Annotated in this window: 20 protein-coding genes and 1 riboswitch; of the genes, 1 reads left to right on the top strand and 19 read right to left on the bottom strand. The window is 49.0% G+C overall.

Annotated features, from left to right (window positions below; all coding sequences use genetic code 11):
* Positions 1-11: 11 nt before the first annotated feature.
* The 15 genes from nuoF to OI18_RS17110 all read right to left on the bottom strand — a co-directional run bounded on the left by nuoF (position 12) and on the right by OI18_RS17110 (position 12,947).
* The gene (nuoF, locus tag OI18_RS17180) at positions 12-1,298 is read right to left on the bottom strand and encodes an NADH-quinone oxidoreductase subunit NuoF (protein ID WP_039142020.1); all 1,287 of its coding nucleotides are present in this window, start codon (positions 1,296-1,298) and stop codon (positions 12-14) included.
* Between the two features lies 1 nt (position 1,299).
* Positions 1,300-1,764 (bottom strand): NADH-quinone oxidoreductase subunit NuoE, encoded by a 465-nt coding sequence (nuoE, locus tag OI18_RS17175; RefSeq protein WP_039142017.1) that lies wholly within the window; start codon positions 1,762-1,764, stop codon positions 1,300-1,302.
* A 21-nt stretch (positions 1,765-1,785) separates the two neighbouring features.
* Positions 1,786-3,534 carry an NADH-quinone oxidoreductase subunit C/D gene (gene nuoC, locus OI18_RS17170; RefSeq protein ID WP_039142015.1) on the bottom strand — a complete coding sequence of 583 codons (1,749 nt, stop codon included), beginning with the start codon at positions 3,532-3,534 and terminating at the stop codon, positions 1,786-1,788.
* A 14-nt stretch (positions 3,535-3,548) separates the two neighbouring features.
* Complete coding sequence (locus OI18_RS17165) at positions 3,549-4,187, bottom strand: NuoB/complex I 20 kDa subunit family protein (protein ID WP_039142013.1); 639 nt, start codon at positions 4,185-4,187, stop codon at positions 3,549-3,551.
* On the bottom strand, positions 4,184-4,615 hold the full coding sequence (locus OI18_RS17160; RefSeq protein WP_039142011.1) for an NADH-quinone oxidoreductase subunit A: 432 nt from the start codon (positions 4,613-4,615) through the stop codon (positions 4,184-4,186). Before OI18_RS17160 ends, OI18_RS17165 begins: the two co-directional genes overlap by 4 nt.
* 35 nt (positions 4,616-4,650) lie before the next feature.
* Entirely contained in the window at positions 4,651-5,082 is a 432-nt protein-coding gene (locus OI18_RS17155; protein ID WP_039142009.1) for a CBS domain-containing protein, read from the bottom strand.
* Positions 5,083-5,140: 58 nt separating this feature from the next.
* A complete protein-coding gene (locus OI18_RS17150; RefSeq protein WP_039142007.1) occupies positions 5,141-5,596 on the bottom strand; it encodes an RrF2 family transcriptional regulator in 456 nt (151 codons plus the stop codon).
* Positions 5,597-5,606: 10 nt separating this feature from the next.
* Positions 5,607-5,918: an SUF system Fe-S cluster assembly protein gene (locus OI18_RS17145; RefSeq protein ID WP_039142006.1), complete on the bottom strand. Its 312-nt coding sequence runs from the start codon at positions 5,916-5,918 to the stop codon at positions 5,607-5,609.
* Position 5,919: 1 nt separating this feature from the next.
* Positions 5,920-6,366, bottom strand: coding sequence for a SufE family protein (locus OI18_RS17140; protein WP_039142003.1), 447 nt, complete (start codon positions 6,364-6,366; stop codon positions 5,920-5,922).
* 13 nt (positions 6,367-6,379) lie between these two features.
* A complete protein-coding gene (locus OI18_RS17135; protein ID WP_039142001.1) occupies positions 6,380-7,624 on the bottom strand; it encodes a cysteine desulfurase in 1,245 nt (414 codons plus the stop codon).
* 1 nt (position 7,625) lies between these two features.
* A complete protein-coding gene (sufD, locus tag OI18_RS17130) occupies positions 7,626-8,927 on the bottom strand; it encodes a Fe-S cluster assembly protein SufD (protein WP_039141998.1) in 1,302 nt (433 codons plus the stop codon).
* Complete coding sequence (sufC, locus tag OI18_RS17125) at positions 8,915-9,691, bottom strand: Fe-S cluster assembly ATPase SufC (RefSeq protein ID WP_039141995.1); 777 nt, start codon at positions 9,689-9,691, stop codon at positions 8,915-8,917. The genes sufD and sufC overlap by 13 nt, the downstream gene beginning before the upstream one ends.
* Positions 9,692-9,743: 52 nt before the next feature.
* Entirely contained in the window at positions 9,744-11,189 is a 1,446-nt protein-coding gene (sufB, locus tag OI18_RS17120) for a Fe-S cluster assembly protein SufB (protein WP_039141994.1), read from the bottom strand.
* 125 nt (positions 11,190-11,314) lie between these two features.
* A complete protein-coding gene (locus tag OI18_RS17115) occupies positions 11,315-12,637 on the bottom strand; it encodes an MFS transporter (protein ID WP_240312790.1) in 1,323 nt (440 codons plus the stop codon).
* A 13-nt stretch (positions 12,638-12,650) separates the two neighbouring features.
* Positions 12,651-12,947 carry a hypothetical protein gene (locus tag OI18_RS17110; RefSeq protein ID WP_039141991.1) on the bottom strand — a complete coding sequence of 99 codons (297 nt, stop codon included), beginning with the start codon at positions 12,945-12,947 and terminating at the stop codon, positions 12,651-12,653.
* A 218-nt stretch (positions 12,948-13,165) separates the two neighbouring features.
* On the opposite strand from OI18_RS17110, the gene OI18_RS17105 reads away from it, so the two are divergent.
* The gene (locus OI18_RS17105) at positions 13,166-14,191 is read left to right on the top strand and encodes a LacI family DNA-binding transcriptional regulator (protein ID WP_039141989.1); all 1,026 of its coding nucleotides are present in this window, start codon (positions 13,166-13,168) and stop codon (positions 14,189-14,191) included.
* On the opposite strand, the gene OI18_RS17100 is transcribed toward OI18_RS17105, so the two are convergent.
* Genes OI18_RS17100 through OI18_RS25105 form a run of 4 tightly spaced genes read right to left on the bottom strand, consistent with a single transcriptional unit; the run spans position 14,184 to position 17,694 of the window.
* Positions 14,184-15,164: a glycoside hydrolase family 43 protein gene (locus OI18_RS17100; protein WP_039141985.1), complete on the bottom strand. Its 981-nt coding sequence runs from the start codon at positions 15,162-15,164 to the stop codon at positions 14,184-14,186. The two genes, OI18_RS17105 and OI18_RS17100, sit on opposite strands and share 8 nt — an antisense overlap.
* 4 nt (positions 15,165-15,168) lie before the next feature.
* Entirely contained in the window at positions 15,169-15,846 is a 678-nt protein-coding gene (gene rpiA, locus OI18_RS17095; protein WP_082038020.1) for a ribose-5-phosphate isomerase RpiA, read from the bottom strand.
* A gap of 10 nt (positions 15,847-15,856) precedes the next feature.
* Positions 15,857-17,545, bottom strand: coding sequence for an AsmA family protein (locus tag OI18_RS17090; protein ID WP_039141984.1), 1,689 nt, complete (start codon positions 17,543-17,545; stop codon positions 15,857-15,859).
* A gap of 26 nt (positions 17,546-17,571) precedes the next feature.
* The gene (locus tag OI18_RS25105) at positions 17,572-17,694 is read right to left on the bottom strand and encodes a hypothetical protein (RefSeq protein ID WP_262494019.1); all 123 of its coding nucleotides are present in this window, start codon (positions 17,692-17,694) and stop codon (positions 17,572-17,574) included.
* Between the two features lie 241 nt (positions 17,695-17,935).
* Positions 17,936-18,056: riboswitch (TPP riboswitch) on the top strand.
* Positions 18,057-18,126: the final 70 nt, after the last annotated feature.

Raw genomic sequence — 18,126 nt, 5'->3', positions numbered from 1 at the left:
GCCGCTTTTTTTCAATGATGGTTATGGTGATACGGACATTTTTTTTCTTTCACGTGCCTGTCGAAATCGTCACGGAAATATTTCAGCGCACTCTGCAATGGTTCCATAGCGCCCGGTGCCAATGCACAGAAAGTATTACCGGGTCCGAGCCATTGTGTATGCTGCTGCAACAGGTCAATATCTTCTTCAGTGCCCGTGCCTTTTTCAAGTGATAGCAACAGCTTTTCCACCCAGGGCAGCCCTTCACGGCAGGGCGTGCACCAGCCGCAACTTTCCTGTGCAAAAAAGTGCTGCAGGTTATGGACAAAACCAACCGGGCAGGTAGCATCATCCATTACGATCATGGTGCCTGTTCCAAGCCTGCTGCCTGCCGCGGCAACCGATTTGAAGTCCATTTTCAGGTCCAGGTGCTGTACAGTCAGGAAGTCTGTTGATGCGCCCCCCGGCAGTACACCTTTCAGCTGGTAACCATTCTTCATTCCCCCTGCATATTCTTCAATCAGTTCGCGCATGGTCACGCCCATTGGTAATTCCCACGCACCCGGCTTATTCACCTTGCCACTCACCCCGTAGAGCTTTGTGCCGCCATCCTCACTGTAACTGAGTGACTTGAACCACTCTGCGCCGTTGTTGATGATATGGGGAATGCAGCAAAGGGTCTCTACATTGTTGACGATGGTTGGTTTCCCAAACAAGCCGCTTACCTGCGGAAATGGCGGCTTCGCCCTTGGCATGGCACGCTTGCCTTCCAATGCATTCAGCAGGGCAGTTTCCTCCCCGCACATATACCTTCCCGCACCAGTATGCAAATACATCTCGAGACGGTAACCGGTGCCGAGGATGTTTTCACCGAGATAGCCTGCATGGTATGCTTCATGGATCGATTCCTCCAGGCATTTTGCAGCAGCTTTATAAGCCCAACGCAAAAAGATGTAGGAGATGTTTGCCTGGATGGCGTATGCAGCGATGATCATGCCTTCGATCAGCTGGTGGGGATTTCCTTCAAGCAGCAAACGATCTTTGAATGTGCCGGGTTCCATTTCGTCGGCATTTGCGATGAGGTATTTTGTGGGGCCGCCTTTTTCATCCATCGGCACAAAACTCCACTTCATCCCGGTGTTGAAACCCGCACCCCCGCGACCTTTCAGGTTGCTGTCCTGCACGGCCTGCTGCACATCTTTGGGACTCATGCCGGCCATGATCTTGCGCAATGCAGAGTATCCGCCTGTCATTTCGTAGTCTTTCAGGTTGAGTGGCGGACGGCCAGGGTGTATATTTTTGGTTAGCGGACGTTCCATACTATTTGTATTTCATAAGGATCGTATCGAGTTGTTCAGGTTTGAGGTCAGTATATAGGTCATGGTTGATCATCATTGCCGGGGCACGGTCACAACATCCCAGGCAGGCATTGGGTAGAAGAGTGAAAAGACCATCTTCGGTGGTCTGACCGAAGGCCACGCCAAGCTTGTCTTTCAGCGACGCATAAATTTCTTCGTAGTGCATCACGTAACAGGAAATGCTGTCGCACAACAGGATCACGTTGCTGCCAACCGGCCTGCGGAAGATCAGGTTGTAGAATGTGGCAACGCTGTCCACTTCAGCCGGACTGATCTCAAGGTATTCCGCGAGGTCAGACACACTTTCATCGCTTACCCATCCGCGTTGCTGCTGTACAATCTTGAGCGCATCAATCAGCGCCGCCTTCTTGTGCGGCACCCTCGACGCTTCATGATCGATCGCTTTTATTTCTTCTTCTGTCAGCACGCTTCTTTTTTTAATTTTTAATTACCTGTCTATATCCGCCAGTACGAAGTCAACACTTCCAAGTATCGACAGTAGGTCACTCACTGTATATCCTTTACTGATATAGGGAACCATTTGCATGTGCGGAAAAGACGGGGTCCTGATCCGGGTACGATATGACGATGTGTTGCCGTCGCTGGTGAGATAGTAACTGTTTGCACCTTTTGTTGCTTCAATACAGCTCATTGCTTCACCCGGCGGCATTACGGGGCCCCAGCTCACATTCAGGAAATGCGTGATCAGGGTTTCGATGTCCTGCATGGTATACTTTTTCAGTGGTGGGGTCGTAAGCGGATGGTCTGCCTTATAACTTCCTTCAGGCATATTGTTGAGGCATTGTTCTATAATGCGAAGACTTTGCCTCATTTCTTCCACCCGTACATAAGAGCGGTCATAACAGTCGCCATGGATGGCCGTGGGAATGTCGAATTCGAACATTTCATATCCTGAGTAGGGACGCTTCTTGCGGAAATCCCAGTCAAATCCGCATGCACGGAGCCCTGCGCCGGTAACGCCCCATTCAATCGCTTCATCAAGTGTGTAAATGCCGATGCCCCTCGTGCGTGCCCTGAAGATGCTGTTACGCATCACCATGTTGTTATACTCTTTGAGCTGCTTAGGGAAATGCTCCACAAAATTTCTTACGAGCACGTCCCAGCCATTCGGCAGGTCCTGTGCAACGCCGCCAATGCGGAACCAGTTCGGGTGCATGCGTCCACCACACACAGCTTCTATGACGTCGAAGATCTTTTCGCGGTCGGTGAACATGTAAAATACCGGCGAGAGCTGACCAACATCCTGGGCGAAAGTGCCAAACCATACGAGGTGACTGGCGATCCGGAAAAATTCACATAACATCACGCGGATTACTTTCACCCTGTCCGGCACTTCAATTCCTGCGAGTTTTTCAACGGCAAGGAGATAGGCAAGGTTATTCATTACTCCACCCAGGTAATCGACGCGGTCGGTATAGGGGATGTAGGTATGCCAGCTCTGGCGTTCGCCCATTTTCTCGGCACCGCGGTGATGGAAACCAATTTCAGGTACAGCATCAACAATATCTTCACCATCGAGCTGCAGGATGATCCTGAGCACACCGTGGGTGCCCGGGTGTTGCGGGCCAATATTGAGGAACATGAAATCTGCATCGTCACTTTTTCTTTGCATTCCCCATTCTTCCGGCTTGAACCGGAGTGCTTCCTGTTCGCGGTCCTGCTTCTCATCAGTCAGCCGGAACGGTCCCATTTCGGTTGCGCGTGCAGGATGTTCCTTGCGGAGTGGATGGCCGGACCATGTCAGTGGCATCAGCAGTCGCTGCAGGTGCGGGTGACCGTTAAAGCGGATCCCGAACATGTCATACACTTCACGTTCATACCAGTTTGCATTCCGGAATATTCCGGTGATACTTGGTAAAGAAGGATAATCTCCATCGAGTGGTACTTTCAGCCGGATGAAATCATTGCGCTCATAGGAGAAGAGATGATATACAACGGTAAAGGAAGACCTCGGCACGCCATTGTGGATCTGCCTGTTGCGTTCATCCAGTGCCGTTAGGTCGTACAGCATGCGATATGCGAGGCCGGTTGAGGTCTTCAGGTGGCTGATCACCGGTATTACCTGTTCAGCGGGAAGCCAGAATGTAGCTATCCCGTCAACAGTGTTCTGCTGGTGAAACCCGGCTGCACCAAATGTTTGCTGCAGCTGCTGTAATATGGTATCCGCAGGCCGCATGGTATAAAAATTAATTACACTTCGTCAATACCCCTGAAGTGTACCATGTTCTTTCTTTCTTCGCGCTTGCGATCTTTCATGCTTTCGGGTTCGGGCCGTATAACGCCCTGTTCACCGATCACCCAGCTCAATGGCCGTCTTTCCTTTCCGACCGATTCGGCGAGTAATACCAATCCCTGCATGAATGCGTCTGGTCGTGGCGGGCATCCCGGAACGTAAACGTCAACCGGGAGAAATTTGTCAACGCCCTGCACCACACTATATATATCGTACATGCCGCCGCTGTTTGCACAGCTTCCCATGGAGATGACCCATCGTGGTTCCATCATCTGTTCATGGAGGCGTTTGATGATGGGGACCATTTTTATGAACACAGTACCGGCGATCACCATCACATCTGCTTCGCGGGGCGTGCCGCGAATTACTTCCGCACCGAAGCGGGCAACATCGTATTTGCTGGTAATGCTCGTGGCCATTTCCACGAAGCAGCAGCTGAGACCGAAATGAAATGGCCACATGGAATTCTTCCTTCCCCACGCCACGAGGTCCTGCACGGTGGTAAGCATAATGCTTTTGCTGACGGCTTCTTCCATACTGCCGTTACCGCTTACCCTGCCTGCAGGATCACCTGCTTTACTGGCCCACCATTTCATTGCTGTGATTTTTTATGGTGATCACGTACCACTTTCATTAATTTATTCGGATTGATGCCGATGTTCAATGCGCCGGTGCCCCACTCATAGATCAGGACGACAACAAGCTGCAGAACGAAAATGGAAGCGCCGATATATCCTGGCCACCCGAGTTCCCAGAAACCAAGGGCCCACAACATCAGGAACACTGCTTCCACATCAAAGATCACAAAGAGCATCGCAACGAGGTAGAACTGCGCGGAAAAGCGAAGCCTTGCTGAACCGGTTTGTTCAATGCCGCCTTCATATGGCTTTGCAGTAGCCCTTTCGCTATGCCGCTGCCCCAGTAAATAGGAGAGTGTAAGAATTGCGGAAAGCAAAATCAGCACGATGCCTGCATATAACAGCATCGGCCATAACGGGATACTATACGCTTGATGTTCCGGCATTTAAATAGCTTCATAGATGGATGAATGCACCCTTTTCAGCTACAGATATAATGTTCCAGGTTCTCAATAATAAAATCCTTTTGATTGATGATGTACTTCACTAAATCACCAATCGATACTAGTCCGATCAATTGATTATTTTCCAGCACAGGCAGGTGGCGGATGAACTTTTCAGTCATCAGCTTCATGCATTCTTCGATCTTGGTGTCAGGCGTTACGAAAATCGGATCATCAGTCATAATGTCCCGTACAAATGTTTCCTTCGAGGATCGTCCTTTGAGAATGACTTTGCGTGCATAGTCGCGTTCAGTGAATATTCCGTCCAACTTCCCGTCATCTTCTACGATGACCAATGATCCCAGGTTTTTTGATTCAAGTAATTCGAGGGCTTCATACACTGAGCTATCCGGACTCACTGTATAAACCAGGTTTCCTTTTAATTGCAGGATATTTCTGACGGTATCCATGGCAAAGAATTTGAGAGAGCTAATCGTTCCTTTAAATTAAATTCTTTTTTACAAATCATCAAATGAAAAATTTTGACGCAAGAATTTTTCCTGATTCTTTTTCCGTATTAACGAGATCGTGCAGGGTAACTTTGTCGAGCATCTGGTCGAGCGTGTACTGGATCAGCTGCCAGAGTGAGCGGGCGGAGCAGTCGACAGAGTGGGTGCACAGGTTCATATTGCCCGCATGAAAGCCGCAGAATTCCTTGTCGAACATCGTTCCCCCAAGCGCTTTCAGGACCTGGTTGATGACGATGGTTTCAGCGGGTCTCGCCAATACATAACCGCCTTTATTACCCGGGGTACTGTTGATGAATCCCTCAATGCGCATCAGGCGGGTAAGTTTCGCTACATAAGTCTGGCTTAGCCCCTCAGCCTCACTGAGTTGTGGGATACTCATGCCTGTTGCGGACTTGCAGCCCGCAATCCGGATCAGGATCCGCAAACCGTATTCTTCCTGTGCTGAAATTTTCATGTGATGCTTATTACAACATTCCTAGTTCCAGTTGCGCCGCTTCTGACATCATGCTCTTATTCCAGGGTGGATTCCAGGTTACCGCCACATGTACGTCGTTTACCCCCGGGATGTTGCGCACTTTCTGGTCTACTTCCACGGGTAACGACTGGGCTGCCGGGCAACCGGGTGCCGTGAGCGTCATCACGATCTGGACATTCCCTATCGGCAAAATTTCGACTTCATAGATCAGCCCCAGTTCGTATATGCTTACCGGTATCTCCGGATCGTATATCGTTTGCAGGCAATCAATAACCTGTTGTTTTAAGTCTGTTGTTTCCATGCTACGTAGCGGCTGATTGGTGTTTTAATTTGAATGCCAGCGCATAATGCTTCATCTGCCTCACCATGGCCAGCAACCCGTTCGACCGGGTCTGCGCCAAATGGCTGGTCATTCCTATACTGTCTATAAAGCCGAGTGGTGCATTGATGATCTCATCGGGACTGTGGCCGGACAAAACCCTGATCAGCATACTGATGAGCCCCTTCACGATCACAGCGTCACTGTCGGCTTTGAATGTTACCTGCCCGTCGTGGTAAAAGGCCACGAGCCACACTGTCGACTGGCAGCCTCTCACCCGGTTTTCGTCCTGCTTGTATTCCTCGTCCAGCGTGGGCAGCTTTTTGCCGAGATCTATGATGTACTCATATTTCTCATCCCACGAATCAAAGAGGCCGAATTCCTCGATGATCTCCTGTTCTGTTTCCACTATCGGTTTTACTGTTTTCATTTCCGGGTTATTGTCAGGATAATAACTTGATCGCGCGTTGCACCCCGGTGATCATTTCATCTATCTCTTCTTTCGTGTTGTACATCGCGAAGGATGCCCTGATCGTACCAGGAATGCAGAAGATGTCCATCAGCGGCTGCGCGCAATGATGGCCTGTCCTCACCGCTACACCGCGATTGTCGAGCAGGATGCCGACATCCTGGGGATGAACCTTGTCTATCACAAATGAAATAACGCTGATCTTTTCCTTCGCCGTTCCGATGATCCGTACCCCGGGGATCTGTTCCAGTTTTTCCGTGGCATAGGCAAGCAGTTCATTTTCATGCCTGCGGATATTTTCCTTGCCCGTGTGGCGGATAAACTCAAGCGCTGCTTTCAGTGCGACAGTATCCGCAATATTAGGCGTTCCCGCCTCGTACTTGTATGGTAGTTCATTGTACGTAGTACCCTCAAAACTCACTTCTTTGATCATTTCCCCGCCACCGAGGAAGACGGGCATCTCTTCAAGTAAATGCTTCTTCCCGTATAACACCCCGGCGCCGGTCGGACCATAAATCTTGTGCCCTGAGAATACGAAAAAGTCAACGTTCAGCTCCTGCACGTCGATATCGAGGTGAACGGTTGACTGCGCACCATCGAGCAGGACAAGTGCTCCTGCCTCATGTGCCAGGGTAATGATTTCACGGGCAGGGTTAACTGTTCCCAGCGCATTTGAAACATGCACTACAGCAACCAGTTTTGTTTTCCCGGTCAGCATTTTCCTGAATGCATCCATGTCGAGCTCACCCTTGCCGGTAACAGGTATTACCCGGAGCAGGGCGCCTTTCTCCTCGCAGAGCAGCTGCCACGGCACTATATTGGAATGGTGCTCCATGGCGGAGATAATGATCTCATCGCCTGCAGAAATATTCTGGCGACCCCAGGTATAGGCAACCAGGTTGATACCCTCAGTAGCCCCGCGGGTGAAAATGATCTCTTCACGATGTGCCGCATTGATAAACCTCTTCACTTCATCACGTGTATCCTCGAAAGCGGCAGTGGCTTCTTCCGCGAGGGAATGTATTCCCCTGTGGATGTTGGCATTCTGGTAAGAGTAGTAATGCACCAGCGCATCGATAACCTGCCGCGGCTTCTGCGAGGTCGCGGCATTGTCGAAGTATACCAATGGCTTGCCTTTCACTTCCCGGCTGAGGATGGGAAACTGGCTCCTGATATGGTCAATATCAAACCTGCTTTGAATTGTTTGTGCGTCAATCATGCTACAATAATTCTAGTCGTTCAGAAATGAGTCTGTCTACATAGGTTCGAATGTGTTCTGGTCGGATCTGCTCCAGGACGTCGAGTGCAAATCCATGCAGGAGCAATGACCTGGCTATGGATTCAGGAACACCCCTGGACCTGAGATAAAACAGTCCTTCTTCATCAAGCTTTCCAACTGTACAGCCATGTGAACACTTTACATCATCTGCAAATATTTCAAGCTGCGGCTTTGTGTTTATTGTTGCATCGGGCGATAACAGGATGTTCTTGTTCGACTGGTAAGCATTTGTCTTCTGGGCCTGCTGCCGGACAAAAATCTTTCCATTGAACACGCCGGTTGAATTTTCTTTCATCACCCCTTTGTACAGTTCATTACTGTAGCAGTTCGGCGCCACATTGTCTACAATGGTATGATTGTCGACATGCGCATCACCTTCCGGAAAATAAAAGCCGTACATATGCGCTTCGGAATGCTGCTCTTCCATCACAATGTTCAGGTTATTGCGCACCATCTTTCCACCGAGCGTAACCGTTACTGCATGCACATGACTTTTGCCCGACTGGCGGATATGCGTGGTACTCACCTGTCCCGTCCTGCTTTCGTCGTTCTGGATTTTATAGTATTCCAGCATCGCATCCCTCTCCATCACTACTTCCATTACCTGGTTGGAAAAACTTTCTTCCTTTCCGAAGCTTGCATAGGTTTCAACAATGCTTACCTGTGCATTCTCCGTTACATGTATAAGGCTCCTCGGCTGCGATAACATATTCCTGCCCCGGGCGTCAGTGATATTGTAGATGTATACAGGATGTTCGGTAATGCTTCCTTTTTTCACTTTCAGGAATGCACCACCATGGGCAAAGGCTGTATTCAATGCGTTAATACCATCTTTCAGGTATGTAGCGCTGTGCCCTAATTGTGCTTTGATCCAGGCAGCGTGTTCGCCTGCCGCAGCCTTCTCGAGGTTCTGCACCTGCAACTCAGGTGATCGTACCACCGAAAGTTCCGGTGAATAAATTCCGTTTACAAAAAACAGCTCGTTGGCTTCCCCGTATCCTGGCAGCCGAATGCCATCCAGGTCAGCAGGGGAGATGCCGGATTCCACGGTTTCCCCGGGAATCTCGTATTCTTTATTGAACAGTGAACTGATACGGGTGTACTTCCATTCTTCATGTCGCGAAGTAGGAACGCCCATTTTGGAGAATGCGTCAAACGCATTCCGCCGGATGGCAGACAGCCCATTCCCGTTTGCATTGCCCAGCTGCTCAAATCTTTTTTTAAAATAGGTCAGCGTGTCCATGCCGGTTCGTTTATTGTTGGGTTCTCATTCTTGATAAAATCATATCCTTTCTCTTCGAGCTCGAGGGCCAGTTCTTTGGAGCCGGATTTAACAATACGTCCATTGTACAGTACGTGTACAAAATCAGGTACGATATAATCCAGCAGGCGCTGGTAGTGAGTCACCACCAGTATGGCATTGTCGCTGCTTTTCAATTTGTTTACGCCATTGGCAACTATGCGGATCGCATCGATATCGAGACCGGAATCGGTTTCATCAAGGATGGCAAGCTTCGGTTGCAGCATTGCCATCTGGAAGATCTCATTGCGCTTTTTTTCACCACCGGAAAACCCTTCATTGAGTGAACGGCTCAGTAATGTTTTATCCATGTTCATCAGCGCCATCTTTTCATTCATGAGCTTAAGGAAGGCGACGGCATCCAGTGGTTCCTGGCCTTTGTACTTTCGGACTTCGTTTACCGCAGTCTTGATGAAATTGATGGTGCTTAGTCCGGGGATCTCAACGGGGTACTGGAAAGCGAGGAACAGTCCTTCGCCTGCCCGTTCTTCTGGCTTCAGTTCAAGCAGGTCTCTACCCAGGAACTCAACTGATCCTTTAGTGACTTCATAATCTTCCCTTCCCGCCAGCACTGAAGCCAGCGTGCTCTTTCCGGAACCGTTTGGTCCCATGATGGCGTGTACTTCACCAGGCCTGATGTCAAGGTCAATGCCGTTAAGGATCTGTTTTCCTTCAATGCCTGCATGTAAGTTTTTAATCTTTATCATGATATTTCAAAGTCAAATTCAAATTTCAAAATTGGTTGAACTGCGCTTGTGGTTAGCCTACGCTGCCTTCGAGACTGATGGCCAGCAGTTTTTGCGCTTCCACTGCGAATTCCATTGGCAGCTGGTTCATCACTTCCTTTGCGAACCCGTTAATGATCAGGGCCACTGCGGTTTCAGTGTCGATGCCCCGCTGGTTGCAATAGAAGATCTGGTCTTCGCCTATCTTGGAGGTAGTGGCTTCATGTTCCACAACAGCAGTGTTGTTCTTTACTTCGATATATGGGAAGGTATGCGCACCACATTTATCTCCCAACAACAGTGAGTCGCATTGCGAGAAGTTACGTGCGTCTGCAGCGTTCTTGCCAATGTGAACCAGTCCGCGGTAGCTGTTATTGCTGACTCCGGCAGAAATTCCTTTTGATACGATCCTGCTCCGGGTGTTTTTTCCCAGGTGCATCATTTTGGTTCCCGTGTCCGCCTGCTGGTGGTTATTGGTAACGGCTACTGAATAGAATTCACCGGTACTGTGATCACCTTTCAGGATAACGCTTGGGTATTTCCAGGTGATTGCCGATCCTGTTTCAACCTGTGTCCACGAGATCTTGGAATGGTTTCCCTTACAAATGCCGCGCTTGGTAACGAAGTTGTAAATGCCGCCGTTACCCTGCTTGTCACCGGGATACCAGTTCTGTACGGTGGAGTATTTTATTTCGGCGTGATCCATTGTGATGAGTTCCACAACTGCAGCGTGCAGCTGGTTTTCATCACGCATCGGTGCGGTACAACCTTCGAGGTAGCTGACATAACTGCCCTCTTCCGCTACTATCAGGGTGCGTTCAAACTGCCCGGTGTTTTCTGCGTTGATCCGGAAATAGGTCGACAGTTCCATCGGACACCGCACACCTTTTGGGATATAACAGAAAGATCCGTCACTGAAAACGGCAGAGTTCAGAGCCGCGAAATAATTGTCGGTAATCGGCACAACAGAGCCGATGTATTTCCTGACCAGTTCAGGATGTTCGCGGATCGCTTCGCTCATGGAACAGAAAATAATTCCCAGTTCGGCAAGTTGTGCTTTAAATGTTGTTCCAATGGATACACTGTCTATCACTGCGTCTACGGCAACACCGCTGAGTCTCTTCTGTTCTTCCAGGGAGATACCCAGTTTTTCGAAAGTGCGGCGCAGTTCGGGATCGATCTCGTCGAGGCTTTTCGGCGTCACTTTTTGTTTCGGTGCGGAATAATAGATGATGTCCTGGAAATCGATGGGCGGATATTTGATATTTGCCCAGTGCGGAATGGTCATATTGCACCAGTGCCTGTATGCTTTCAGCCGCCATTCCAGCATCCATTCCGGCTCATTCTTTTTGGCGGAGATAAAACGGACGGTGTCCTCACTAAGTCCCCTGGGAGCTTCATCAGCTTCAATATTGGTCACAAACCCATATTTATAATCGCTGAGGACGTGTTGTTCGATCGTGCTTAATTCATTACTCATGGTATGGTATTGATAAAATGATAAAGCCCGTTGCGGCTACAAAAATACCTTTATCTATACAAAAAAGTATAAATAAAGGTTCGATGAAGCTTTACGGGCAAAATTCCGTGACGGGCAAAAGCCGGTCAGGCAGTAGCCGCCAGTGCTGTTTTCCGGCCCGATTTGCGGGCAAGTGAAAGGCAGAAAAGAAAGCCGATAAATGCCAGCAGGGCACCGACATACTGTGGTGAGGTGAATCCCAGTCCGGCTGCGATCGGTATTCCGCCAAGGTAGGCACCCAGGGCATTACCCATGTTTGCCGATGCCTGCAGTGAGGCCGACGCCAGCATTTCTGATCCTTTGGCTGCGTTAATAATGAGCATCTGCATGGGTGCGATTACTGCAAAGGCAATTGCGCCGGTGACAAATGTCATGATCACCGCGGGAACCTGGAAACGGGAAACAGTAGCTACGACGAGTAGTGAAACGATCATGAGCAGGAGAAGGGAACCTGTTGTCTTCAGGGGTGAAAACCGATCTGCAAGCCTGCCGCCAAAATAATTTCCTGCCGCCATACCGACCCCGGCCACGATCATGATATAGGTGATCGCATTGCTGCCGAAACCGGCAACTTCAGTCATGAGGGGGGCGATATAAGAGATCCAGGCAAAGAGCCCGCCCGTACCGATCGAGGCAATTCCAATTATGAGCCAGAGCTCAGGTTTCCTGAAAATGCGCAGGCTGTCGCGGAAGCTGGTGCCTCCTTCCGCCTTCAGGTCAGGCATCCAGCGCCTGATGCTTATGGCAGCGATGGCTGCAATGGCGGCAATAATGACAAAGGAAAGGCGCCAGCTGAGGTTGTGGCCGATATAGGTACCCATGGGCACCCCGATGATGTTTGCCAGGGTCAGGCCTGCGAACATCAGGGATACCGACCTGGCTTCACGGCCCGGTTCGGCCAGCCTGCTTGCAACAACGGCGCCCATTCCGAAGAAGGCGCCGTGAGGGAGGCCGGAAAACAGCCTCGCGATCATTAATGTCCCGTAATTGGGAGCGATCGCAAACAAACCATTAAATACAGCGAACATCGCCATGAGCGTAATCAGGACTTTCCGTGGCGGGTAATTACCGGCAAGTGCCACCATCAGCGGCGCGCCGATCACCACACCGAGGGCGTATACCGCGATGAGGTGGCCTGCGGCCGGAATAGTGACACCAAGGTCGGAAGCAACATCCGGAAGAACGCCCATCATCATGAATTCCGTCATCCCGATGCTGAATCCGCCGATTGTCAGTGTCAACAGGCTGGGCTTAAGCCCTGCGAGCATTTTTTTTTTCTTCGCTGGTTTCTGCAGACTGTCTGTTGTGTCATTTGCCGTTTTGCTCATCTGTTCTTTAGTATTGGTTTTTGGTGACCAGGCCACATAGGCCTTACGTTTTGAAATGTGTGGATATATGGGATTATGCATAATTGTTTTTTAATTATAGAATCCGGACGTGCTTTCCGGCATCAAGAACCTCTTTGACGATACCGAGGTCCGCGCCCTTGGGGGCTTCTACCAGTACCAGGTCAATGGATTCGTCGTGAATGAGATCGCGCAGGTCGCCGACTATTTCCGCCATGGGGTAATGGGTCTTAGCCAGGCTTTCCGATAGATCACCCTGGATAAATACCTTTTTCAGGCGATAGCCATTTACTGCGTTTGAAACAGGGAGTTCAAGTGGGTGACCGGTGGCATTTGCTGCAACGAGTCCGATATTTTTAGTTGTTGTTGTCATCTTTTAAAGTGTTTGGTTAATCAATCAGGATTCAGCACAAAATTACCACATTCTGTTTAATCGATTAAACACATGTCCTGATTTTAACACTTGAAACAGCTTCAAATAAGCCCAATCTGGCCCTGACGATTGTCCGTTTCTGAATTTTTACTTTTTATTTTTTGAAATCTCCTATAAATTTGTTTAAACGATTAAATAATTGTTAACGATTTCTTGCCATGGCTGATCACGGTAAAAAAGTCTGTCTGAAAGACATTGCGGAGAAAGTGGGCGTATCAACTGCCCTCGTGTCTTACGTCCTTAACAATAAGAAGGAAGGGCGTATCAGCAAGGACGTGGCAGAAAAGATCCGGGAAGCCGCCAGGCTCATGAACTACCGGCCCAACCAGATCGCCAAAAGCCTGAAAACAAACCGTACGGATACCATTGGTATGATCGTCGCGGATATTTCTAATCCTTACTTTTCTTCACTGGCACGTATCATCGAGGATGAAGCGGATAAAAGAAACTACACCGTGATCATCGGCAGCTCCGATGAAAACCCGGAAAAGTTTGCGAAACTCATCGAAACTTTTACTGGCAGAAATGTGGATGGACTCCTTATCGCGGCCACAGCGGGTACAGAAGATCAGCTCCGCCAGCTGCAGGAACAAAAAGTACCGTTCGTACTCGTGGACCGGTATTTTCCGGGCCTCACTTCCAATTATGTCGGTCTTGATAATTACAATGCTTCCTGGAAGGCCGTACAGCACCTCGCGGAAAAAGGCCGCCAGCGCATCGGTCTGATCACTTACGAAAGCCAGCTTTTTCACATCAATGAAAGAAAGCGCGGATTCCTGGAAGCCTGCAAGTACTTTGGCATTTCTGCACGCAGGCATATGATCAGGCAGGTGGGCATTAAGAGTTACAGCGCGGAGATTATTGCTGCCACAAAGGAATTGTTATCTGCCGACCCTGCGCCGGATGCCTTGTTGTTTGCCTCCAACAGGATTGCCGAACACGCGGTTAAATACATCAACACTTTATCCCTGAAAGTGCCGGATCAACTGGCACTCGTAAGTTTCGATGAAACGGAATGTCTTGACCTGTTTTATGCCCCGCTGACCTACCTGCGCCAGCCATTGAAGGAAATGGGAAAAGAGGCCACCCGTATTCTTCTGGATGGCCTTGATTCCAGTGTTCGCGTTACACAGGTGAATATGGAAGCGGAACTGGTAGTGCGGCAATCTACCGGTACTACCTGATTTTTCTTTTCTTTACACCCTCATTGGTGATCACAACCGGTTTGATCAAACCGTTCTCATCAAATTCCATTTTATCAATACAGGTCATCCTCGAGTTGCCATCTTTCTCTGTAAGCGGTCTCCGGTGATACACAATGTACCAGCTGTCTTTGTCAGGATGGATTACGGAATGATGTCCCGCCCCCGTTGCAATTGCAGGATTCTGCTGAAGGATCGTCCCGATCCGCTTAAACGGCCCGAGCGGAGAATCTGCTATCGCATAGGCAACACTGTAATCAGGGCCTGTCCATCCACCCTCTGACCACATGAAGTAATATTTTCCGTTGTGCCTGAACATGAACGGACCTTCCACATATTTTTCAGGTGTTATTTCCTTGAAAGTGCTGCCATCTTCAAATGGCGTAAACCCGGTAAAATCATTGTTGAGTTTTGCAATATTGCAATGCCGCCAACCTCCGTAGATCAGGTAGTACTGTCCATCATCATCCCGGTATACGAACTGGTCAATGGGTTGCGCGCCGTTATGAAACTTACCGACCAGCGGTTTGCCCAGGTAATCCTTATACGGACCCTCCGGCTTATCGGCTACTGCCAGCCCGATGCCACCTGATTCTGCATCACTCTGGATATCATTGGCGCCAAAGAATAGGAAATACTTATCATCCTTTTTGATAATGGACGGAGCCCACATAGCCCGTTTGGCCCATTTCACCGCACTGGTGTCAAGGATCCTTTCATGTTTTTTCCAGTTCACCAGATCAGGGGAGGAGAATGCATCAAGAAATACCTGCTTGTTGTAAGGTGCAGAAAAAGTGGGGTAGACCCAGTAAGTTTTTCCGAAGATGATTGCTTCCGGATCGGCATACCAGCCGGGGAATATCGGGTTCCCGGACGAGGTGCCTTTTTCTGTTTTCTGTGCGAAGCTTTGTTCCAGGAGTACAAATGAGATAATCAGGGCAAGTGTTCTTTTCATTGATCTATATGAGTTTTACTGTTCCGTCGTTGTACCCGATCAGGGCATTGTCTGCAAGATTAAGGAAGAGACCATTATCAACCACTCCCGGCGTATTGTTCAGCATAATATGAAGTGCCGCAGCATCATTGATTTCGCCGAAAGGACAATCAATAATGTAGTGCCCGTTATCGGTCAGCAGCGGGTTTCCGTCTTTGATCCGCAGTGTGGGATCAATCCCGAACTCTGATTTTATATGAAGACTTACCTGCCTGTACCCGTAGGGAATCACCTCTACCGGCAGCGGATATGCGCCCAGTTTTTTTACCAGTTTGGTTTCATCTGCGATGATGATCATTTTCCTGGAAGAAAACGCTACCATCTTTTCACGGAGCAGCGCGCCACCACCTCCCTTGATCAGTTGCATCTGGTGGTCCACTTCATCAGCCCCATCAATCGTAAGGTCTATTTCGTCTGTGTCTGCGAGTGATATAACGGGTACCTTCAGCTGCCTGAGCAGTCGGTCTGTTTCCAGTGAGGTGGGTACCGCCCTGCAGGCCAGCCCGCTTTTGACGAGATCGCCCAATGCAGCGATGAACCAGAACGCAGTGGAGCCTGTGCCCACGCCAATGGTCATCCCATCCTTTACATACCCGGCTGCTTCCCGACCGAGGGTTTCCTTTATTTGTTGTGCTGATAACAAGGAGATAAAGTTAATGTATCCTGGCCCTTTCTTTATCTCTTCCTTTCAGGCCTACTCCGGTATTTGCTTTTACGCCGTAAAAGAGCGTCTTCCAAACCAGGTTGAAATAGGATTTTGTAGTTACGCGCTTGTACGACGCAGTGTAGGTGTCTTTGTGCCTGTCGCCTGGTTTGTTGTCCTTGTTTAACACGAACTTGTTGGCGAACAATGTCAGTAAGCCTCTCTTCTTATAGTCTTCACCGTCATCGCTTTTCATCACTTCTACTTTCAACCCTTCGTAGTTCATGGTGGTAGTCCCGGTTGCACTGGTATTATCACCTTTAATCTCAAAATCCAGCCGTGTTACTTTCCCCTCTTTCAGCTTCATGCTGCCAAGGGGCAATGCTGCCTGGTTTAGCTGTTCCACCTCAAACGGATCGAAGCGGGCCCTGACCGAAAACTGGCCATTGCGTGATACGGGAAAGTCGAACCTGACATGCATGGGCGAGCGGGACATAAACCTTGCCCGGAATTCCGCTTTCACTGCGAAAGTGCCTGCTGACGAAAACCGGAGAGGACCAACACTTCCGTTCACCTGGTCAAAACTGATATTTCCGATATCGTTTCCCTGCTCATTCTTTTCCTGGTAAGTGACGCTGCCCTGTTCAATCTCCACCCGGGGAATCCTTACTCCATATGGTAGTTTTGCAAGAAGCTGGATGGGATATTTTCCCACCTTGCTCTCTGTGGGTGGCTGTTGGCTTTTATCATTGAAAACCTGCAGGACAGGCTTTTTCAATATCACCGATCCTGCTACGATTGCGCTGTCTTCCAGTAAAGCCATGTAATCAAAATCATGAATGGTAAGATCAGACACTTTTAACCTGAACACATCTCTTTGTTTGCCTGTCTCCGCTGCAAGCGCTTCAAGGCTTTTGCCGGATACCGGCAGGAAACGCAATTGGTGTATGGTAGTGATCCTTTTTTCACCGGCAGCCAGGACCAGCTTTTCTGCCGACAGCCTGTACATATTTTTCGCTACCGGCAGCGAAATGCTATCCATTGAAACCATGATCTGCTTTGCGAAAAATATCCTGGTGCTGTCATGCAATGCCGTGCTGTCAATTGCGATTGAATAGAGGTCGATATGTAATTTCTTTAGTTTCTGTTCCTGTTTTTTCAGGTTAACATAGCGGAAATCAATATCGTTGATGTGAACGGTATCGATCCTTACTTCACGGAGGGAGCGCCTTACAGATTTCAATACTTCATGCCTGGGCTCAGAGGCGACGGCTACACTGTCTTTTCCGCGGCCGAGCCGGCGGATTACCAGCTTCCCGCCGGAGACCGTGATCGTTTTTAACCGTGCCGAATTTTCATTCAGGAAAGAAAGAATGTCAACATTCTTGATGATGAGATTATCGAGGGAGAAATCATATACAACGGCAGGGGATACACGATTTTCGATAAGTTGCCCGAGTAACACGCTATCTGTCTGCAACCTGATATCCTTTAATACCGCCGATGTGTTGTCTGCATCAATATTAATTTCACCGATGCTCAGCTGGTAGAGGCCGTTGCTTTTTTCCGCAACAAGTTGCACGAGCCGTTCTTTCAGCTGCCGCGCCAGGTCGGGAGATTCGACATATTTCCTTGCAACAAAATAAACAGCAGTGCCAACTGCTGCCAATACAAGAATTATTATCACCAGTCTTTTCATCAGCCTGGTTCAAAAAATAATCATACCTAACATCCTGTTTGTCCCAGTAACCAGTACAACAGTATAAAAACTACTATCGTTCCCAGGCAACCGCCGCCCCATTTATAGGCGCCGTATCCGGCAAGTAAAGTGCGCAGCCAATCTTTCATATGATTTTTTTGCCTCCAGATAAAATTTCTGTGCCGGTAGATTCGCCATCCATTGGTTGCTCATATCCGCAGTTGCACCGTAACCTGTCACTGATTCACCTGTTTACCTATCACCCGATCGTAATTTAATTGTTGAGTCTATTCCACACCCACTGCATAAATTTCCTCAAATTTTGGGACCTACGGCCGGATTTCAGCGGCAGGAAAAACTGGCACAGTTTTGACACTATATCAGGTACAATCACTATTTATGGGGTGGTTTAATAATAAACTGACTTTAGGTTAGTTTGTTCAGACCTGAGATAACACCCATACTACCTGATCAGGGTAATGCCTGCGAAGGAAAAAATAGTGAACAGGTAAAGCGCTTGCTCATCCAAGTGCTTTACCCTTTTTTATGACCTTCTGTTAAATTTCAACCAGCTATTGGTA

It is taken from the genome of Flavihumibacter solisilvae, from assembly GCF_000814475.1.
GTDB lineage: Bacteria > Bacteroidota > Bacteroidia > Chitinophagales > Chitinophagaceae > Flavihumibacter > Flavihumibacter solisilvae.
This window is presented reverse-complemented; position numbering and strand designations above follow the sequence as displayed.